Source organism: Bradyrhizobium sp. USDA 4541 (assembly GCF_024171085.1).
GTDB lineage: Bacteria > Pseudomonadota > Alphaproteobacteria > Rhizobiales > Xanthobacteraceae > Bradyrhizobium > Bradyrhizobium australafricanum.
Map to the genome: position 1 here is coordinate 2,547,501 of NZ_JALJZF010000001.1, position 16,020 is coordinate 2,563,520.

Consider the following 16,020-nt stretch of genomic DNA (forward strand, 5'->3'; position numbering starts at 1 on the left):
CGCCCTGAAGTCGCCGCCGCCTGCGGTCGAGAACAAGGGCAACATCGATCTCGTGACCAAGAGCTACGACAAGCTGATGGAAGAGTTCGGCGGCAGCGACGACAATTAATGCGTCGCATCGAATCAGGAATCGAATCAGGAAGAGAGCCCCGGAGACATTCTCCGGGGCCTTTTTTATTGTCTCGGAACGCGCCCGGCTCAAGATGACCGAAATAATAAGCGCTGCTCCAGCCCCGTCATTGCGAGCCAACGGGTCGCGCGAACGCGCGCCCGATGACAGGCTCCGCGAAGCAATCCATCTCATCGCAAGCGGAGAAATGGATTGCTTCGTCGCTATCGCTCCTCGCAATGACGGCAGTGTAAAGCCATCGTCCGGTTCAGGTGCGCGTGCGCATCCGCATCATGAAGCTGTCGAACGAGAGCTCGGCGACCTGCATCCAGGCCAGCGATTCGTTGCGATAAGCGGCCAGGCTCGCATGCATCCTGCCGAAATGCGGATTGCTCTTGGAAAGATCCGCGTAGATCTCGTTGGCCGCGTTGTAGCAGGCTTCCAGCACCTCCTGCGGGAATGGCCGCAACTGCGCGCCGGCCACGATCAGGCGCTTCAGCGCCGGCGGGTTGACCGCATCATATTTGCCGGTCACCCAGGTGAAGGTGTCCTCGGAGGCGGCCTGGATCGCGGCCTGATAGTGCTTCGGCAGCGCGTTCCACTTGTCCTTGTTCATCACATTGTGGCCCTGGCCGGTACCTTCCCACCAGCCGGGGTAGTAGTAGAACTTCGCGACCTTGACGAAGCCGAGCTTCTCGTCGTCATACGGCCCGACCCATTCAGCGGCGTCGATGGTGCCTTTTTCCAGCGCCGGATAGATGTCGCCGCCGGCGATCTGCTGCGGCACCCCGCCGACCTTGGCGATGATGGTGCCGGCGAAGCCGCCGACCCGGAATTTCAAGCCCTGGAAATCCGCCATCGACTTGATCTCCTTCCTGAACCAGCCGCCCATCTGGGCGCCGGTCGAGCCGGTCGGAATGCCGATGCAGTTGAATTCTGCGAGCAGATTGTTGAGCAGGTCGGTGCCGCCGCCCCATTGCAGCCAGGAAATGTGCTGGCGCGTGTTGAGGCCGAACGGCAGCGACGTGCCGAAGGTGAAGGCGGGATTCTTGCCCCAGTAATAATACAGCGCGGTGTTGCCCATCTCGACCGTGCCGTTGGAGACGGCGTCCAGCACCTGCAGGCCGGGGACGATCTCGCCGGCGGCGAACGGCTGGATCTGGAAGCGGTTGTCGGTGATCTCGGCGACGCGCTTGCAGAAGAATTCACACCCGCCATAGAGCGTATCGAGCGCCTTCGGCCAGCTCGCCGCGAGCCGCCACCTGACCTCCGGCATCGATTGCGCGACCGCGGGCGCGGCGACCGCCGTCGCAGCCAGCCCGACGCCGCCTGCCTTCAAGAATTCACGACGTTTCATGCGTATCCCTCCTGTGTGCCGATGCCTCGACAAGGGGAACGATCTTGGTGCCGTCTTTCTTCGCCGATCGATCGACGTTCTGTGATGAATGTGTCCGGTGGCCCTCGACGGGCTCTTGTTGTGGAAATCCGAGTTTCCGGTTCCGCCGGTCAGGATGATCGTTTGCCGGAGGAAATCAAGCGCCTGCCTTCGTTGCAGGTGCGAAGGGCAATCGGCGCTGTCGGTCTCATCCGATACCCGCCGCGATGGCTGCCGGCCCTGCCGCGATCTGCTACGCAGGGCGGGTGGGTTGATGGGAGTTCAAGGACATGGCCAACAAGAAGATCGTGGTTACCGGCGCAACCGGCCTCGTGGGCAACGCCGCCTTGCGACACTTCGGCGCATCCGACGATTGCGAGCGCATTGCGCTGTCGCGCCGCTTGCCACGCGATCTCTATGGCGCGCGGCATGTGCGAATCGATCTCACCAGCGCGGAGGATTGCCGTCGCGCCGCGGCGGAGCTCGGCGGCGCAACGCACCTGATCTACGCCGCGCTCTATGAGGCGCCCAGCCTGGTTGATGGCTGGCGCGATGCCGGCCAGATCGAAACCAACGACCGGATGCTGCGCAATTTGATGGGCGTGCTCGAACCCGTCGCGCCCGATCTCAAGCATGTCGCGCTGCTGCAGGGCACCAAGGCCTATGGCGTGCATGTCCGGCCGCTCACGGTGCCGGCACGCGAGGGCCGTTCGGAGATGTACGAGCAGCCGAATTTCTATTGGGCGCAGGAGAATTTCCTGCGCGAGCTGCAGCGGGGCAAGAGCTGGCACTGGAGCATCTTGCGCCCGGTCCTGATCATCGGCGAAGCCATGGGCGGCGCGATGGACCTGATCCCGCCGCTCGGCGTCTACGCGGCGGTGCTGCGCGCGCAGGGCAGGCCGCTGGATTATCCGGGCGGCGCGCCGCGCGTCGCGCAAGCGGTCGATGTCGATCTGCTGGCACGCGCGATCGCCTGGTCGGGTGACGCCGAGGCTGCGCGCAATGAAGCGTTCAACGTCACCAATGGCGACGTCTTCACCTGGCAAAATATCTGGCCGGCGGTCTCGGACGCGCTCGAGATGACGCCGGGCCGGCACGTGCCGCTGTCGCTGGCGCAGGAGTATCCGAAATGGATCGCGCCGTGGGACGAATTGCGCAGGACGCACGATCTGATCGCGCCCGGGCTGGAGGAGTTCGTCGGCCTGTCCTTCCAATATGCCGATTACAGCATGCGCTACGGACAGACTGAAGCTGGTCCGCCGTCGATCGTCTCGACGGTGAAGATCAACCAGGCCGGCTTCACCGAGATGATGGATACGGAAGCCATGTTCCGGAAGTGGTTCAGGCTGGCGAAGGCGAGCCGGCTGCTGCCGTAGTCATTGAGCCGCGCTCCATCTTCTCCCTCTCCCCGTTCTTACGGGGAGAGGGTTGGGGTGAGGGGCATCCATCCGGCGAGCACTTCGCCGCTTGTTGAGCAGTTTGCCTCGCCCCTCACCCGGATCACACCGGACGATGCTTCGCATCGCCGGGGCGATCCGACCTCTCCCCGCAAAGAGCGCAGGGGTGTCCGGGGAAATTCAGGCATAGCGGAGCTCCATCTGGTCAGGTGAGATGGTTGATTTCCGACGGCTGGGGTTGATGGGCGGAGGTTTGTCGATGGCAGCGAGGGATCGACGCGTGAGCAGGAGCTGGCCGACGAGTTCGGCGAACCTGAGCGGGAGCATTTTGATGCAGTTGGTGTGAGCGGCGATGCGCAGCAGCAGGTAGGCAATCATCGCAGCGAGCACCTGAAGGCGGATCGCGTTGTCGTTGGCGCCGAGGAACTTGCGAATATCGAGATGCTGCTTGATCCAGCGGAACAGCAGCTCGATTTGCCATCGGCTCTTGTAGAGGGCGGCGATCTCGACGGCGCTACGGGCAAGGTCGTTGGTCAGGAGTGTGATCTTGCCGCCTTTCTCGCGTCTGATCTTGATGCGGCGGAGCGGGATTGGAAGGCGCGAATCGCCCTTGCTGGTGAGCTTCACCTCGTCATCGGCAAGGATTTCGAAGCCATCCCCGTTACGCTTGCGGATGGCGCGATGCCTGAGCGAGCGAAGACGGATGCTCGTCTTCGCCCGGGTAACGAAGAAAGCCTTGCTATCATTGATCTTCTGCCACCAGTCGAAACGGCAATAGCCCTTGTCAAACACATAGGTGGTGGCGGGCTGGATTGGGGTCTGTCGGCCGATCTCGATGTCATTGACGTTCGCGGCCGTCATCTCGACGCAGGTCGGGACATCGCTCCTTGGGTCGTAGACGACATGCAGCTTCATGCCGCGGATGCGGCCGTTCCACGTCGCCCAACTGCAGACCTTGCCGAGCGGGATCGGACTGGCGTCGATCAGACGCACCATCTCCATGCCTTCACTCCGCAGCTGGCGACGCGCCATCGCCGACAGCGCCGCAAAGGTTTGCGCGAAAATGCCGATCGGACGGCGGGCATTGGCATCGGACAACGTCGAGCGCGACAGCTTGCCGGTTCCCAAGTGATAGTGATGCTGCGAATTGGCGTTGAAGCCAGTCACCACCCCGCGCAGACTGCTGTTGCCGCTAAGCTGGGCATAGATCAGCGCCACCAGATGATCCCAGCTCCTGAACGACTTGTCGTAGGCATCCCCGTCCAGACGATCCACAACCGTCTGAAACTGCCGTCGATTGATCGGTTCAAGCAGCCTTCCAAAAATGCTACCGCGATATCGCATGCTCGGCCCTCTGTGTCTCGACAACCAGAAAAGACCGATTTGCCTCGGTCCTGCCGAGCATGCACCGCGACACAGTGAATCATTCCCCGGACACCCCTGCAAAGAGCGGGGAGAGGTGAAGGGCACACTCGCTCTTTCGGCGAGCGGAGCGACCGAAGACGTTACCGCGAAAACGCCTGCTCCATCGCCTTGCGCGTCTTGATCGTATCGTTGCTCTCGTCGACCTCGACATCGCTCCAGCGCACGACAGCGCCATGGGCGACGTCGCTCTTCAGCTTCACCCGATGGGCAAGCCCGATCGGCAATGCGCCGGCGGCGAGGCTGGCGGCGGCCGGCATCAGCTTGCCCCACACGGTGTAGCCGCCTTCGCCGTCGAGCGTCTCGCCGGCGCGCAGATTGCGCTTGGCCACCGCTGCGACGTCGCCGCGGAAGCCGCGCGGCTGCCCGGTCGGCTCGTTGCGCAGCGCTGCCGACAGCACGGAGATGTTCAGCTCGAGTCCGATCAGATGATACGGCTTGTACATCGCCGCATAGCGGCCGGAGGCGTCGGTCTTGAGGCCGTACTGCTTGAAGCAATCGGCGGCATAATCGTTGGGCGCCTCCAGCACCACATAGACGCCCCAGCGCAGATCGCGGAACACCGGACGGCCGTCGCGCTCCAGCGACGACACCACTTCGACGATGCCGGATTTCTCCAGCACGCCGCCCTTGTCGCGCGGCCGCATCACATGCGGCAGGTCGTCGACGCCGCAGGGCGGAAACAGCAATCCCTCCGACGGCACGTCGAGGGTGCAGGCGTTGGCGATCGCCGCCATCTCGATCGCGGATTTGGTGCCGTCGAGGAAGGAGTTGAACATCTGCGGATTCATGCCGGCGGATTGCGCCTCGCCGGCGGTGAGCCCGTAATGCTGCCACACACCGTCCGGCGTGACGTCGTGATAGGCCGGCAGGTACTTTGTGCCCTTGCCGGCGGCGACGACGCGGAAGCCTGTCGCGCGGGCCCAGTCGACCATCTCGGCTGTCAGCGCCGGCTGGTCGCCATAGGCCAGCGAATAGACCACGCCGGCCTTCCGTGCCTCCTCGGCGAGCAGCGGCCCCGCCAGCACATCGGCCTCGACATTGACCATCACGACATGCTTGCCGGCGGCAATCGCCGCGCGGGCATGGCGGATGCCGACGGCGGGATTGCCGGTCGCTTCCACCACGACATCGAATGCGCCGCCGGCGATCGCACGCGCGCCGTCGTCGGTGAAGGTGGTGGCGCTGATCCGCGCGTCGTCCCAGCCGACCGTGCGGCACGCCTCGCGGGCCCGGTCACGGTCGAGATCGACGATCACGGGCACCTCAAGCCCCGGCGTGTGCGGCACCTGCGACAGGAACATCGAGCCGAATTTTCCGGCGCCGATCAGGACGACGCGCACCGGCTTGCCGGCGGCGGCGCGGGTTTTGAGGAGGTGATGCAGGTTCATGATGCTTTCCAAACAAAAGGGTCGTTCCGGGGCGCGTGAAACGCGAACCCGGAACCTCGAGATTCCCCGATGCGCAACTGCGCATCTGCGGTTCGACGCTAACGCACCGCCCCGGAATGACGGTCGAAGACTTTACTCCGCCGCCTGCCGCGGTGCACGAGCGAGCCGCAGCAGCGCGTCGTCGGCGACGGTCTGGATCGGCGTGAAGTCGCGGTGCGCGATGTAGTCGGGCCGCGTCGGGGTGCGGATGTAATTCGAGACCGCGTTCAGCGTCAGGTAGACGATCTTGCGCGGGTAGGGAGTGATGTTGCCGCTCGATCCGTGCACCAGATTGCCGTGGAACATCAGCATGCCGCCGGGCTTGCCGGTCGGCGCGACGATGCCGCCCTGCTTCACGAGGCGGGTCACGGTTTCCTCGTCCAGCGTCCACAGCGGATAGGATGTGGTTTCGAGATCGTGCGAGGCTTTCAGATCGCCCGCGGTCTGGCTCTGCGGCACCAGCATCAAGGGGCCGTTGATCGGCATCACCTCGTCGAGGAAGATCGCGATGTTCATCGCGCGCGGCTCCGGCATGCCGTCATCGCGCTTCCAGGTGCCATAGTCCTGGTGCCACTGCCAGACGTCGCCGGTGAAGGCCGCCTTCGCGTTGATCTTGAACTGATGCATGTAGACCTTCTCACCGAACAGCTGCTCGATGGGGTCGATCATGCGCGGATGCGCGCCGAGGGTGCCGAACGCCTCATTGTAGAGATGCGCGGCGAAGGCCGTGCGCGGCGCGCCGCTCTTCTCGCGCCACACCTCGGGGCGGTTGGCGTCATAGATCGAGACTGCTTCGCGCGCGAGGAAGTCGACCTCTTCCTGGCTGAACAGCTCGGGCAGGAACAGCCAGCCTTCGCGATGGAAAAATTCGACCTGCTCTTGGGTCAGTTTCATGGTGCTTTCCTCCTGTTGTTATTGTCATTCCGGGGCGATGCGTGAGCATCGAACCCGGAATCTCGAGGTTCCCCGATGCGCAATTGCGCATCTGTGGTTCGGTGCTCCGCACTGCCCCGGAACGACGGCGTGAACGTCACGCCGCCACGTCGATTGCCCTCAGCTTCTCCTCGGTCATCCGTCCTGCCGTCTGCGCATGCGCCAGCGCCGCGGCTTCTGCCGCTGCGGCATTGCCGGAAAAAACATGCGCGGCGATGGTCTCGTGCTCGATCCAGGCGCTGCCGCGGTAATCGAGCTCGGCGAGCACGGTCGCCATCGAGCGGCGCATATGCGGCCATTGCGGCGCGATCATCTCCTCGATCGCGGAATTGCCGGCGAGGCGATAGATCGCGCTGTGGAAATCGACGTCGAGTGCGATCAGGCGCGCCAGCGGCGTGCCGTCGTCGATCGCGCGTCCGGCTTCGAGCGCGGCTTCGAGTTGCGCGCGTGCCGCGGCATCTTCCTTTACACGCGTAGCGGCAAGCCGTGCCGCCAGCGCATCGATGGCGCCGCGGACTTCATAGAGTTCGCGGATGCGCTGCGGATCGAGCTGCGTCACCTCGAAGCCGCGTTTGCCGCTCTCCGCGACAAGGCCCTGGCGATGCAACAGATGCAGGGCGTGCGAAATCGGCTGGCGCGAGACGCCGAGCCGATCGGCAAGTTCGTTCTGGGTGATGCGCTGGCCAGGCAGCAGCGTGCGGTCGATGATCGCTTCGAGCAATCGCCCGTAAACCTGGTCGATGAGGTTTGGAAGCGGGTCCAACGGGATCATACCGACCGTCCAGCTTTGGAATACGGAATTCTGTGTTCGAGAATGAGGTTACTGTGGGTTGGGGGAGCGGTCAAGGCTTCGGTTTGCGACCACGCTAAGCGATTGAGAATGGGCCGGTTTTTGACCGGGCCGCGCTGCGACAGCCGTCCCAACGTCGTGATGGCCGGCCGTCCGCGTCTTTTTTTATGTGGGACCAGAGACGCGGATGCCCGGGACAAGCCCGGGCATGACGAGTTTTTCGGAAACGCTACTTCGCCTTGCTCAGCTCCATCAGTATTCGCGTCATCAGATAGAGCCGCGGCACGATCGAATTGGTGTCGATGTATTCGTCGCGGGCGTGATAGCCCCAGCCGGCGAGGCCGAAGCTTTCGACCACGACCGCCTTGCCGCTGCGCGCGGCGTAGCCGGCGTCGGTCGCGCCGCCGGTCATTTCCGCGATGTCGAGCGTGCGCCCGAGCTCGGTGTAGATCGCCTGTCCCTGCCTGGCGAGCGCGCGGCCGCGATCATCGGCGACGAACGGCGGACGGCCCGCGACGACCTTCACGGTCACCTCGGTGTCCGCGATCAGTCTGTTCTTCACCTTCTCGTCGAGCGCGGCCTGCAGCTTTTGCACGCCGTCGGGAATGGTGAGGCGGATGTCGGCGCCGGCGGTGGCATGATCGGGGATCTGGTTGCGCACAGTGCCGGCCTTCGCGGTGGTCCAGTTCAGCTGCGTGCCCGGAATCGATTTCGCGATGTCCTGGGTCTGCAGCAATTGATGCGCGAGCTCGATCAGCGCGTTGCGGCCGAGCTGCGGCGCCGCGCCGGCATGCGAGGCCTTGCCTTTCACATCGATCGTGCCGGTGGCGGTGCCGCTGGCGCCGAGCAGCAGGCTTTCATTTTTCGCGACCGGCGGCGCCACCGTCGGCTCGCAGGACAGCACCACGTCGTGCTGGTCGGCGAGCTCTGCGATGATCTCGCCGGAGCCGATCGAGCCGACCTCCTCATCCGGATTGAACGACACCGTGAGCTTGGCGTAATCGCGCCAGCCCGCATCGTTCAGGATCTTGAGCGCATGCAGGATGACGGCGATGCCGCCCTTGTCGTCGGCAATGCCGGGTCCATAGATCCTGGTGCCGTCGATCTTGTAAGGCTGGGTGTCGAGGATGCCGTGCTCGTACACCGTGTCCATATGCGCGATCAGCATCAGCTTCTTCGTGCCGGTGCCCTCAAAGCTGCCGATCACCATGTCGGCGCCGGCGCCCTTCGTGGTCTTGCGCCGCTCGGTCTTGGCGCCGAGCGCCTTCAGCCGTGCCTCGGTGTAGTCGGCCATCTTCTTCAGGTCTTCGACATCGCTGGAGCCCGATTCGATCAGCACCATGTCGTGCAGGCTCTCGATCACGGCCGGCTGGGCCTGCTCGGCGGCCGCACGCAGCTTCTCGTCTGCGGCGGCAAGGGCGGAGGAGGAGGCAAGGGCGAGCAGGCCGGCCGACGCGAGCAATTTGATGGACAGTTTCATGATTGTCCTCCCTGCGCAGATGCAGGGAGACACTAGCATTGCGACTTGGCTGCCTCCAGCTGTGTCAGCTGCGCTCGAGCACCTCGACATCGAAGGTCTCGATCTCCGAGGCGTCGGCGGTCGCATCGATCGCCGCGATCCGGTCGCCTGAGATCGTGACCCGCAGCACGATGCGCAGCGCGCCGCCGAAGATGACGGCAACGCCGATCCCGCCGTCGACCAGCGCGGGCCTCGCCGCCTGCGCGCGTCCCTTGAAGCTTTCGGCCACCGCTGCGGCGCCGCGGATCACCGGCAGCGAGCCGAGCCGCTGCGCAGCCTGATCGGCGCGCACCACGACGTCGGGCGCCAGCACGGCCAGCAGCCCTTCGAAATCGCCGTTGCGGGATGCGGCAAGAAAGGCCTCGACGATGCTGCGCTGCCGGATGAGATCGGCATCCGGTGCGGGTGGCGCACCCTGCACGCGACGCCTGGCACGGCTGGCGAGCTGCCGCGCGGCGGCCGGCGTGCGGCCGACGATCGGCGCGATCTCCTCGAACGGCACCGCGAACATATCGTGCAGCACGAAAGCCAGCCGCTCGGCCGGCGCCAGCGTTTCCAGCACCACGAGCAGCGCGGCGCCGACGGAATCGGCCATCTCGGTCTCGCGCTCGGACGGATTGTCCGCGATCGGCTCCGGCACTTGTGGGCCGATCGGCTCCTCGCGGCGCGATTTGCGCGAGCGCAGCATGTCGAGACAGATGCGCGCGATCACCGTGGTCAGCCATCCCCCGAGATTGTCGACCGCAGCAGCGTCGGTGCGGCCGAGCCGCAGCCAGGTTTCCTGCACGGCATCGTCGACCTCGGCGGTCGAGCCCAGCATGCGGTAGGCCACGGCGCGCAAGCGCGGCCGGTTGGCCTCGAACTGTTCGGTGAGAGAATTTTTCTCGTCCATCGGTCACATTCCCTTAGTCCGCTCCGTCATGGCCATGACGAACGAAACTGCGCCGATGTGACAACAGATCGGCGCAGCGGCGTCAAAGGACAAATCAGGAGAATGACATGATGAAAGCCCGCATGAACCATCCGGTGATGGTTGTTCCCGAGGCCATGAAGGCGTTGCAGGCGCTGAGCGAGAGCACCAAGCCGGCATTGCCGGAAAAGCTGCTGGAACTGGTGCATCTGCGCGCCAGCCAGATCAATGGCTGCAGCGTCTGCGTCGACATGCACCCGAAGCTCGCCCGGCGTGCCGGCGAGACCGACGAGCGGCTGTTCGCGGTCGGTGCCTGGCGCGACGCGCCGTATTTCACCGAGGCCGAGCGCGCCGCGCTGGCGCTGACCGAAGCGGTGACCCGGCTCAGCGACCGCGAGGATCCGGTGACGGACGCGGTGTGGGACGAGGCGGCCAAGCACTTCGACGAGCAGCAGCTCGCGTCCCTGGTGCTGGGTATCGCGGCGATCAACGTCTGGAACCGGCTCAACGTCGCGGTGCGCCAGCCGGTCGGCGCCTGGAAGGTGTGAGAGAGTAGCTTTCTTACTTCGCCTCTCCCCTTGTGGGAGAGGCCGCCACCGATGCGTCGCATCGGTGGCGGGTGAGGGGTCTGCCTCCGCGGAGAGAACCCCTCACCCGGCACGATGCTGCTGCGCGCCATCGCGCCACCCTCTCCCACAAGGGGAGAGGGGGCATCGCTTACGCGGAGAGAAACTCCAGCACGATCTCGCAGTAGCGCTGCGGGGCCTGTTCGAACATCGGATGGGTAGTGCCCGGGATCATCTCGGTGCGCGAACCCTTCACATTGGCGGCGAGCGCGTGCAGCACCTTCGGCAGCATGCCCTTGGTGTTGGCGCCGCCGATGAACAGCGTCGGTGTCTTGATCGCTTCCGCGTCCGCCTTCGAAAATGGCGGGCGCTGGTCGCGGGTCTGGCCGATCAGCGTGGTCGCATTGTCGCGCAGCAGCTGCTTGGAGGTTGCCGGAATCCGCTTCCACGCGCCGGGGCCTTCGAGCGCGTCCATGAAGATCTGCAAGCCGCCGTCGATATCGCCCTTGGCGATTTCCGCCGCGCATGCCGCGAAGCGTGCTGCCAGCGGCGAGGGGCCCGGCTTGAAATCTGGATCGAGGGTCTCGTCGAGCTCGCCGCCCGGCTCGGCGAGGATCAGCGCTGCGCGATCGAATAGGTGTCGCCGATGCCGTCCCAATGCGCCGGGAAGAAATGCCGCAGGCTGACCGCGATCACGCGGTGCCGCCGCGTCAGCGGGCCGAGCACCGCCGACCAGATCCGGAAGTCGCACAGCGAGCCGTGCACGCAGATCAGCGGCGGGCCCTCTCCGACATCGAGATAGGGCATGTCGAAACCGTTGACGTGGAGGCTGTGCATTTTGGGCTCGCGGAGAGGCAGGAGATGTTGTTGATTTGGCCGAAGTTCCCACGGAATTCGGGTGGATAGCAACATTCTCCAAGCCTAGATTCCGGATCAACAGCAGGCTCACGCGAGAGCTGAAGGGAACATCTGGAGCGAGCCATGACCGGCCAGCATTTTGCAATCTTCGAGACCATGATCGGCGCCTGTGGCGTCGTCTGGGGCGAGCACGGCGTCACCGGGGTGCAGCTGCCGATGGGCACCGAGGAGAAGACCCGCAAGCGGATCTTCCAGCGCAACGGCGAGGTCACCGAGGCGGCGCCGCCGGCCGAGGTGCAGCACGCGATCGACGGCATGATCGAGCTGCTCGCCGGCAAGCCGAACGACCTTGCCGACATTGTGCTCGATCTCGACGGCGTGCCGGAATTCAACCGCGGCGTCTACGACATCGCGCGGAAGATCCCGCCGGGCAAGACCGTAACCTATGGCGATATCGCCAAGCAGCTCGGCGGGGTCGAGCTGTCACGCGATGTCGGCCAGGCGCTCGGCCGCAACCCGTGCCCGATCGTGGTGCCTTGCCACCGCGTGCTGGCGGCGGGCAACAAGCCGGGCGGCTTCTCGGCCAATGGCGGCGTCGTCACCAAGCTGAAGATGCTGCAGATCGAAGGCGCGATCGTGAACCACACGCCGAGCTTGTTTGATTGAGGTGCACGCTCTTCTTATCCTCCCCTGGAGGGGAGGATCGGTTCGCATGAAATGCGAACCGAGGTGGGGTGAAGGTCTCTCGTAACGGGCGCTGCCCGCGTTGAGAGATCACCCCACCCCGTCTCACATTGCGCTGCGCCTGATGTGAGCCACCCAGAGAGCGAGCTACGCTCGTCTCGACCCCTCCAGGGGAGGGTGGCAGGGTGCGACTATCGCGAGTTTGGCTCACGTCACACCGTTTCGCACACAAACCCGCTGCCCTTCCGCCTGATCTTGCCAATCGACGGCGAGGGGAAATGCGCGGGGCAGCACAGCGTGTCGGTGTCGCAATAACGCTCCAGGAAGCCGCGCCGCGTCTTCGCGGCTTGCGCCTGGTCGACATCGAACTTCGCCGACAGCTCCGGATAATGCGTCTGGATCGGCGAGTGCATCAGATCGCCCGAAAAGACCGCAGCGTCCTTGCCGCGGCCGAAGGCGAAGGCGACGTGGCCCGGCGTGTGGCCGGGCGTCGGCAGGATGCGAGCATGGTCGCCGATCGCAAAGTCATGGCCGACGAGCTCGGCCCGCTTGGCCTCGACCACCGGCAGCACGCTGTCCACGAAAGGCGGGACCTCCGCCTTCGCGTTGCTCTCGGTCCAGTAGTCGAACTCGGCCTTGTCGAACACGTAGCGCGCGTTTGGAAAGGTCGGCACCCAGCGGCCGTTCTCCAGCCGCGTGTTCCAGCCGACGTGATCGACATGCAGATGCGTGCACATCACATAGTCGATGTCAGCGACCGAAAAGCCGGCTGACGCCAGACTGCGCAGATAGTTGTCGTCGGTCTTCATGTTCCATTTCGGCCGCGCCGGCCGCGGCTTGTCGTTGCCGATGCAGCTGTCGATCAGGATGGTGTGGTGCGGCGTCTTCACGACATAGGACTGGAACGCCAGGATCAAGGTGTCGCTGTCGTCGAGCGCACCCGCCGTTCTCATCCAGCCGCGGTTCTCGGCGAGCACGTCCGGCGTCAGTCCGGGCAGCATGTCGTGCGCGGGCAGGAACGTCGTCTCCTGCTCGACGATGCGATGAATGGTGAGATCGCCGGCGGCAAACTTCAGGCTCATGGTGCTTCCTTGGCGTTGGCGTTTTCGAGCGAAGTGGAGTCCGGTTCGCGCGAAGAAAACGCGAAAAAAGTCCCTAGTGCGCGTCGCGCACGGCGGGAATGATGATGTTGGCAAGGATATCCATTGCCGCAAGGCCTTCCTTGGGCTCGCCGTACCGGGCTGCCGCCGCCATCATCACAAGGTAGAGATCGCGACAATGACGGCGAGATATTGTCCGGTCGTGGTTGAGCCCGGCCGGCGATGCACAAGACCTGCGCCGGGAGGTGAGAGGCGGGGAGGCATTCGCGCGTCACATGCTCCCCGCTGTTGCCGTGGTTACGCCGCCGGCGGCGCCGAGATCTTCACCGACGGCCGCTCCAGCATTTTCTGGTAGAAGGCATCGAGCTTGGGATAGGCCTTGCGCCAGCCGCAATCGGCGAAGCGGAAATCGGCATAGCCGAGCACGCAGACGAGGCCGATCTGCGCGATGTCGAACGACGCGCCATCGAGAACATCCGGCCGGTTCTCGAACCGCGCCATGCCGGCCCAGGCCCTGTTCCAGTGATCGTCGTGCCAGGCCTGCCACAGCGAGCCCTGCGGCCGCACCATTTTCTCGTAGCGGCACAGCAGCATGGAATCGAGCATGCCGTTGAGCAGGGAGTGATCGGTCTTCAGCTTCCAGCGTCGCGGGCCGTAGCCCGGGATCAGCCGGCCGCCGCCGAGCTCGTTGAGATATTCGACGATGACGTAGGAATCGAGGATGACGTCGCCATGGTCGAGGATCAGCACCGGCAGTTTCTTCAGCGGCGAGATCTTGGAGTATTCGTCGTTGGCCGTGCCGGGCGCGACGGTCGCCGGCACCAGCTCGATCTTGTCGATCAGGCCAAGCTCGATCGCCGCGATGCGCACCTTGCGGGCGAACGGGGAGGCGGGAGAGAAGGTGAGTTTCATGGAGATGACCTCTTTACGAACACACAGTCGTCATCCTGAGAGACCGTGAATGTATGACTCTCGATGACGCAACATACTCGATGTCGTCCCGGCCTAGTGCGCAAGGGAGCCGGGACGACGAGGGGAGAGATTGCGCTGTATCCCCGAAAACTACGCCCCAACGATTTCCTGGCGCTGCTCGCCGAGGCCTTCGATGCCGAGCGTCACGACGTCGCCGACGTTGAGATATTGCGGCGGTTTCATGCCGGTGCCGACGCCGGGCGGGGTGCCGGTCGTGACGATGTCGCCGGGCAGCAGCGTCATGAACTGCGAGACGTAGGAGATGCACTTCGCCATCGTGAAGATCATGGTCGAGGTCGTGCCGGTCTGGCGGCGCTGGCCGTTGACGTCGAGCCACATCGACAGCTTCTGCACGTCGGCGATTTCATCCTTGGTGACGAGCCACGGGCCGACCGGGCCGAACGTGTCGTGCGACTTGCCCTTGGTCCACTGTCCGAGGCGCTCGATCTGGAAGTTGCGCTCGGAGACGTCGTTGCAGATGCAGTAGCCGGCGACGTGGTTCAGCGCGTCGGCCTCCGAGACATATTTGGCGCGGGTGCCGATGATGGCGGCGATCTCGACTTCCCAGTCGAGCTTGGTCGAACCGCGCGGCTTCTCGACCGGATCGTTGGGACCGGACAGCGCGGTGTTGGCCTTCAGGAAGAAGATCGGCTCGGACGGGATCGGGTTGCCGGTTTCCTTGGCGTGGTCGGAATAATTCAGGCCGATCGCGACGAATTTGGAGATGCCGGTGACGGGGGCGCCGAAGCGCGGCTTGCCGGCGACGGCGGGCAGGGAGGCGGGATCGAGGGCAGCAAGCTTCTTCAGCGATTCCGGCGTGTAGGCATCGCCGGTCAGGTCCTTCAGATGGGCCGAGAGGTCGCGGAGCTGGCCGGATTTGTCGATCAGACCGGGCTTTTCCGCACCCTTTTCGCCATAACGAACAAGCTTCATGTTGATCACTCCCTACGATGTCCTGAGGATTGTTACTGGTATACCTCGACACGCTTCATGGAACAGCGCGCCGGGAAATTCAACCGCCCTGAGCGCGCTGCATTGCTGCCAAGCCTTATTTCAAGGCCATTTCGGTCCAATCAGCCCAGCGCGATAAACCTGAACGCGTCGCCGTCGCGCTTGATGTGGCCGGCATTGAAATGCCCGCCGATCACCAGCGTCGACGTATCGGCAAAGCGCGAGAACAATTCGCGCCGCGTCGCGGCCGATTGCTGCTGGTCGGAGTCCGCGGTCGACGACCAGTCGAGGTGGTACATCTGGCAGGGATGATGCGCGACATCGCCGGTCAAGAGGCCTTCCTCGCCGCCGGACCTGATGTGGATGCTCATATGGCCGGGGCTGTGTCCCGGCGTCGGGATCAGCGTGATCTCCTCGGTCAGCCGGTGATCGCTCGGCACCAGTTCGGCCTTGCCGGCATCCGCGATCGGCTTCACGGAATCGGCGAACACGGCGGCATGCGCGGGATCGTCGCTATGGTCGCGCCAGTGCTCGTATTCGGTCTTGCCGAACACGTAGCGCGCCTTGGCGAAGGTCGGGACCCATTTGCCGCCGACGAGCTTGGTGTTCCAGCCGACATGGTCGACATGCAGATGCGTGCACAGCACGGTGTCGATGCTGTCTGGGGCAAATCCGGCTGTGGTCAGTTTTTCCAGGAACGGATCGCTGCGGTTGTTCCAGGTCGGCACGTTGCGGCCCTGCTTGTCGTTGCCGAGCCCGGTGTCGACGATGATGCGGTGCTCCGGCGTTTCCACCAGCAGCGAATGGATCGACATCTTCAGCCGGCCGTCCTCGTTGGCGAAATGCGGGATCAGCCAGGGCAGGCTCTGGATCTCTTCCCGGCCGGCCAGCGGCAGGATGAAGCGGGTGCTGCCGACCGTCTCGAGCTCGACGACTTTCGTGATCCTGACCTTGCCTACGGTCCAGTGCATGCGGCGTGTCCTCTATTTTTTTGTTGCTCTTGC

General features: G+C 64.4%; 15 protein-coding genes and 1 pseudogene (1 of these 16 cut by a window edge). 4 read left to right on the plus strand and 12 right to left on the minus strand.

Features of this window, described 5'->3' with window-relative positions; translation table 11 throughout:
• Positions 1-109, plus strand: the final stretch of a protein-coding gene (locus tag J2R80_RS11845) for a hypothetical protein (protein WP_076827472.1). The gene continues 527 nt to the left of window position 1, outside the view; 109 of the gene's 636 nt are visible here — the last part of the coding sequence; its start codon lies beyond the left edge, outside the window; the stop codon is at positions 107-109.
• 268 nt (positions 110-377) lie between these two features.
• Here the strand turns inward: J2R80_RS11845 and J2R80_RS11850 are convergent, their stop codons facing one another.
• Positions 378-1,466, minus strand: coding sequence for a TRAP transporter substrate-binding protein (locus tag J2R80_RS11850; protein WP_076827474.1), 1,089 nt, complete (start codon positions 1,464-1,466; stop codon positions 378-380).
• Between the two features lie 308 nt (positions 1,467-1,774).
• On the opposite strand from J2R80_RS11850, the gene J2R80_RS11855 reads away from it, so the two are divergent.
• Positions 1,775-2,860 (plus strand): NAD-dependent epimerase/dehydratase family protein, encoded by a 1,086-nt coding sequence (locus J2R80_RS11855; RefSeq protein WP_076827476.1) that lies wholly within the window; start codon positions 1,775-1,777, stop codon positions 2,858-2,860.
• Positions 2,861-3,061: 201 nt separating this feature from the next.
• Here the strand turns inward: J2R80_RS11855 and J2R80_RS11860 are convergent, their stop codons facing one another.
• The 6 genes from J2R80_RS11860 to J2R80_RS11885 all read right to left on the minus strand — a co-directional run bounded on the left by J2R80_RS11860 (position 3,062) and on the right by J2R80_RS11885 (position 9,867).
• Positions 3,062-4,225, minus strand: a complete 1,164-nt coding sequence (locus tag J2R80_RS11860; RefSeq protein WP_057015126.1) for an IS4 family transposase — start codon at positions 4,223-4,225, stop codon at positions 3,062-3,064.
• Between the two features lie 161 nt (positions 4,226-4,386).
• The gene (locus J2R80_RS11865) at positions 4,387-5,694 is read right to left on the minus strand and encodes an NAD(P)H-dependent oxidoreductase (RefSeq protein ID WP_076827516.1); all 1,308 of its coding nucleotides are present in this window, start codon (positions 5,692-5,694) and stop codon (positions 4,387-4,389) included.
• A gap of 132 nt (positions 5,695-5,826) precedes the next feature.
• Positions 5,827-6,627: a phytanoyl-CoA dioxygenase family protein gene (locus J2R80_RS11870; RefSeq protein WP_050425629.1), complete on the minus strand. Its 801-nt coding sequence runs from the start codon at positions 6,625-6,627 to the stop codon at positions 5,827-5,829.
• 136 nt (positions 6,628-6,763) lie between these two features.
• On the minus strand, positions 6,764-7,438 hold the full coding sequence (locus J2R80_RS11875; RefSeq protein ID WP_141340952.1) for a GntR family transcriptional regulator: 675 nt from the start codon (positions 7,436-7,438) through the stop codon (positions 6,764-6,766).
• Positions 7,439-7,685: 247 nt separating this feature from the next.
• Complete coding sequence (locus tag J2R80_RS11880; protein WP_076827480.1) at positions 7,686-8,936, minus strand: M20/M25/M40 family metallo-hydrolase; 1,251 nt, start codon at positions 8,934-8,936, stop codon at positions 7,686-7,688.
• A gap of 64 nt (positions 8,937-9,000) precedes the next feature.
• Positions 9,001-9,867 carry a sigma-70 family RNA polymerase sigma factor gene (locus J2R80_RS11885; RefSeq protein WP_076827482.1) on the minus strand — a complete coding sequence of 289 codons (867 nt, stop codon included), beginning with the start codon at positions 9,865-9,867 and terminating at the stop codon, positions 9,001-9,003.
• A gap of 110 nt (positions 9,868-9,977) precedes the next feature.
• On the opposite strand from J2R80_RS11885, the gene J2R80_RS11890 reads away from it, so the two are divergent.
• Positions 9,978-10,433: a carboxymuconolactone decarboxylase family protein gene (locus J2R80_RS11890; protein WP_028341912.1), complete on the plus strand. Its 456-nt coding sequence runs from the start codon at positions 9,978-9,980 to the stop codon at positions 10,431-10,433.
• A 169-nt stretch (positions 10,434-10,602) separates the two neighbouring features.
• Here J2R80_RS11890 and J2R80_RS11895 read toward each other — a convergent pair.
• Positions 10,603-11,288: pseudogene (locus tag J2R80_RS11895) on the minus strand (alpha/beta fold hydrolase).
• A gap of 144 nt (positions 11,289-11,432) precedes the next feature.
• Between J2R80_RS11895 and J2R80_RS11900 the strand changes: the two are divergent.
• Complete coding sequence (locus J2R80_RS11900; protein WP_057017846.1) at positions 11,433-11,975, plus strand: methylated-DNA--[protein]-cysteine S-methyltransferase; 543 nt, start codon at positions 11,433-11,435, stop codon at positions 11,973-11,975.
• 230 nt (positions 11,976-12,205) lie between these two features.
• Here the strand turns inward: J2R80_RS11900 and J2R80_RS11905 are convergent, their stop codons facing one another.
• From J2R80_RS11905 to J2R80_RS11920, 4 genes are all read right to left on the minus strand, one after another.
• The gene (locus J2R80_RS11905; protein WP_076827485.1) at positions 12,206-13,075 is read right to left on the minus strand and encodes an MBL fold metallo-hydrolase; all 870 of its coding nucleotides are present in this window, start codon (positions 13,073-13,075) and stop codon (positions 12,206-12,208) included.
• Positions 13,076-13,390: 315 nt separating this feature from the next.
• Entirely contained in the window at positions 13,391-14,005 is a 615-nt protein-coding gene (locus J2R80_RS11910) for a glutathione S-transferase family protein (RefSeq protein WP_057017844.1), read from the minus strand.
• A 150-nt stretch (positions 14,006-14,155) separates the two neighbouring features.
• On the minus strand, positions 14,156-14,998 hold the full coding sequence (locus tag J2R80_RS11915; RefSeq protein WP_076827518.1) for a fumarylacetoacetate hydrolase family protein: 843 nt from the start codon (positions 14,996-14,998) through the stop codon (positions 14,156-14,158).
• 140 nt (positions 14,999-15,138) lie between these two features.
• A complete protein-coding gene (locus tag J2R80_RS11920) occupies positions 15,139-15,987 on the minus strand; it encodes an MBL fold metallo-hydrolase (protein ID WP_057017843.1) in 849 nt (282 codons plus the stop codon).
• Positions 15,988-16,020: the final 33 nt, after the last annotated feature.

What these genes read in the sequence shown, in the direction of transcription:
- J2R80_RS11865 (WP_076827516.1), bottom strand. Translation starts at nt 5,694, where the DNA reads ATGAACCTGCATCACCTCCTCAAAACCCGCGCCGCCGCCGGCAAGCCG.
- J2R80_RS11890 (WP_028341912.1), top strand. Translation starts at nt 9,978, where the DNA reads ATGAAAGCCCGCATGAACCATCCGGTGATGGTTGTTCCCGAGGCCATG.
- J2R80_RS11855 (WP_076827476.1), top strand. Translation starts at nt 1,775, where the DNA reads ATGGCCAACAAGAAGATCGTGGTTACCGGCGCAACCGGCCTCGTGGGC.
- J2R80_RS11875 (WP_141340952.1), bottom strand. Translation starts at nt 7,438, where the DNA reads ATGATCCCGTTGGACCCGCTTCCAAACCTCATCGACCAGGTTTACGGG.
- J2R80_RS11880 (WP_076827480.1), bottom strand. Translation starts at nt 8,936, where the DNA reads ATGAAACTGTCCATCAAATTGCTCGCGTCGGCCGGCCTGCTCGCCCTT.
- J2R80_RS11885 (WP_076827482.1), bottom strand. Translation starts at nt 9,867, where the DNA reads ATGGACGAGAAAAATTCTCTCACCGAACAGTTCGAGGCCAACCGGCCG.
- J2R80_RS11905 (WP_076827485.1), bottom strand. Translation starts at nt 13,075, where the DNA reads ATGAGCCTGAAGTTTGCCGCCGGCGATCTCACCATTCATCGCATCGTC.
- J2R80_RS11870 (WP_050425629.1), bottom strand. Translation starts at nt 6,627, where the DNA reads ATGAAACTGACCCAAGAGCAGGTCGAATTTTTCCATCGCGAAGGCTGG.
- J2R80_RS11915 (WP_076827518.1), bottom strand. Translation starts at nt 14,998, where the DNA reads ATGAAGCTTGTTCGTTATGGCGAAAAGGGTGCGGAAAAGCCCGGTCTG.
- J2R80_RS11850 (WP_076827474.1), bottom strand. Translation starts at nt 1,466, where the DNA reads ATGAAACGTCGTGAATTCTTGAAGGCAGGCGGCGTCGGGCTGGCTGCG.
- J2R80_RS11910 (WP_057017844.1), bottom strand. Translation starts at nt 14,005, where the DNA reads ATGAAACTCACCTTCTCTCCCGCCTCCCCGTTCGCCCGCAAGGTGCGC.
- J2R80_RS11860 (WP_057015126.1), bottom strand. Translation starts at nt 4,225, where the DNA reads ATGCGATATCGCGGTAGCATTTTTGGAAGGCTGCTTGAACCGATCAAT.
- J2R80_RS11900 (WP_057017846.1), top strand. Translation starts at nt 11,433, where the DNA reads ATGACCGGCCAGCATTTTGCAATCTTCGAGACCATGATCGGCGCCTGT.
- J2R80_RS11920 (WP_057017843.1), bottom strand. Translation starts at nt 15,987, where the DNA reads ATGCACTGGACCGTAGGCAAGGTCAGGATCACGAAAGTCGTCGAGCTC.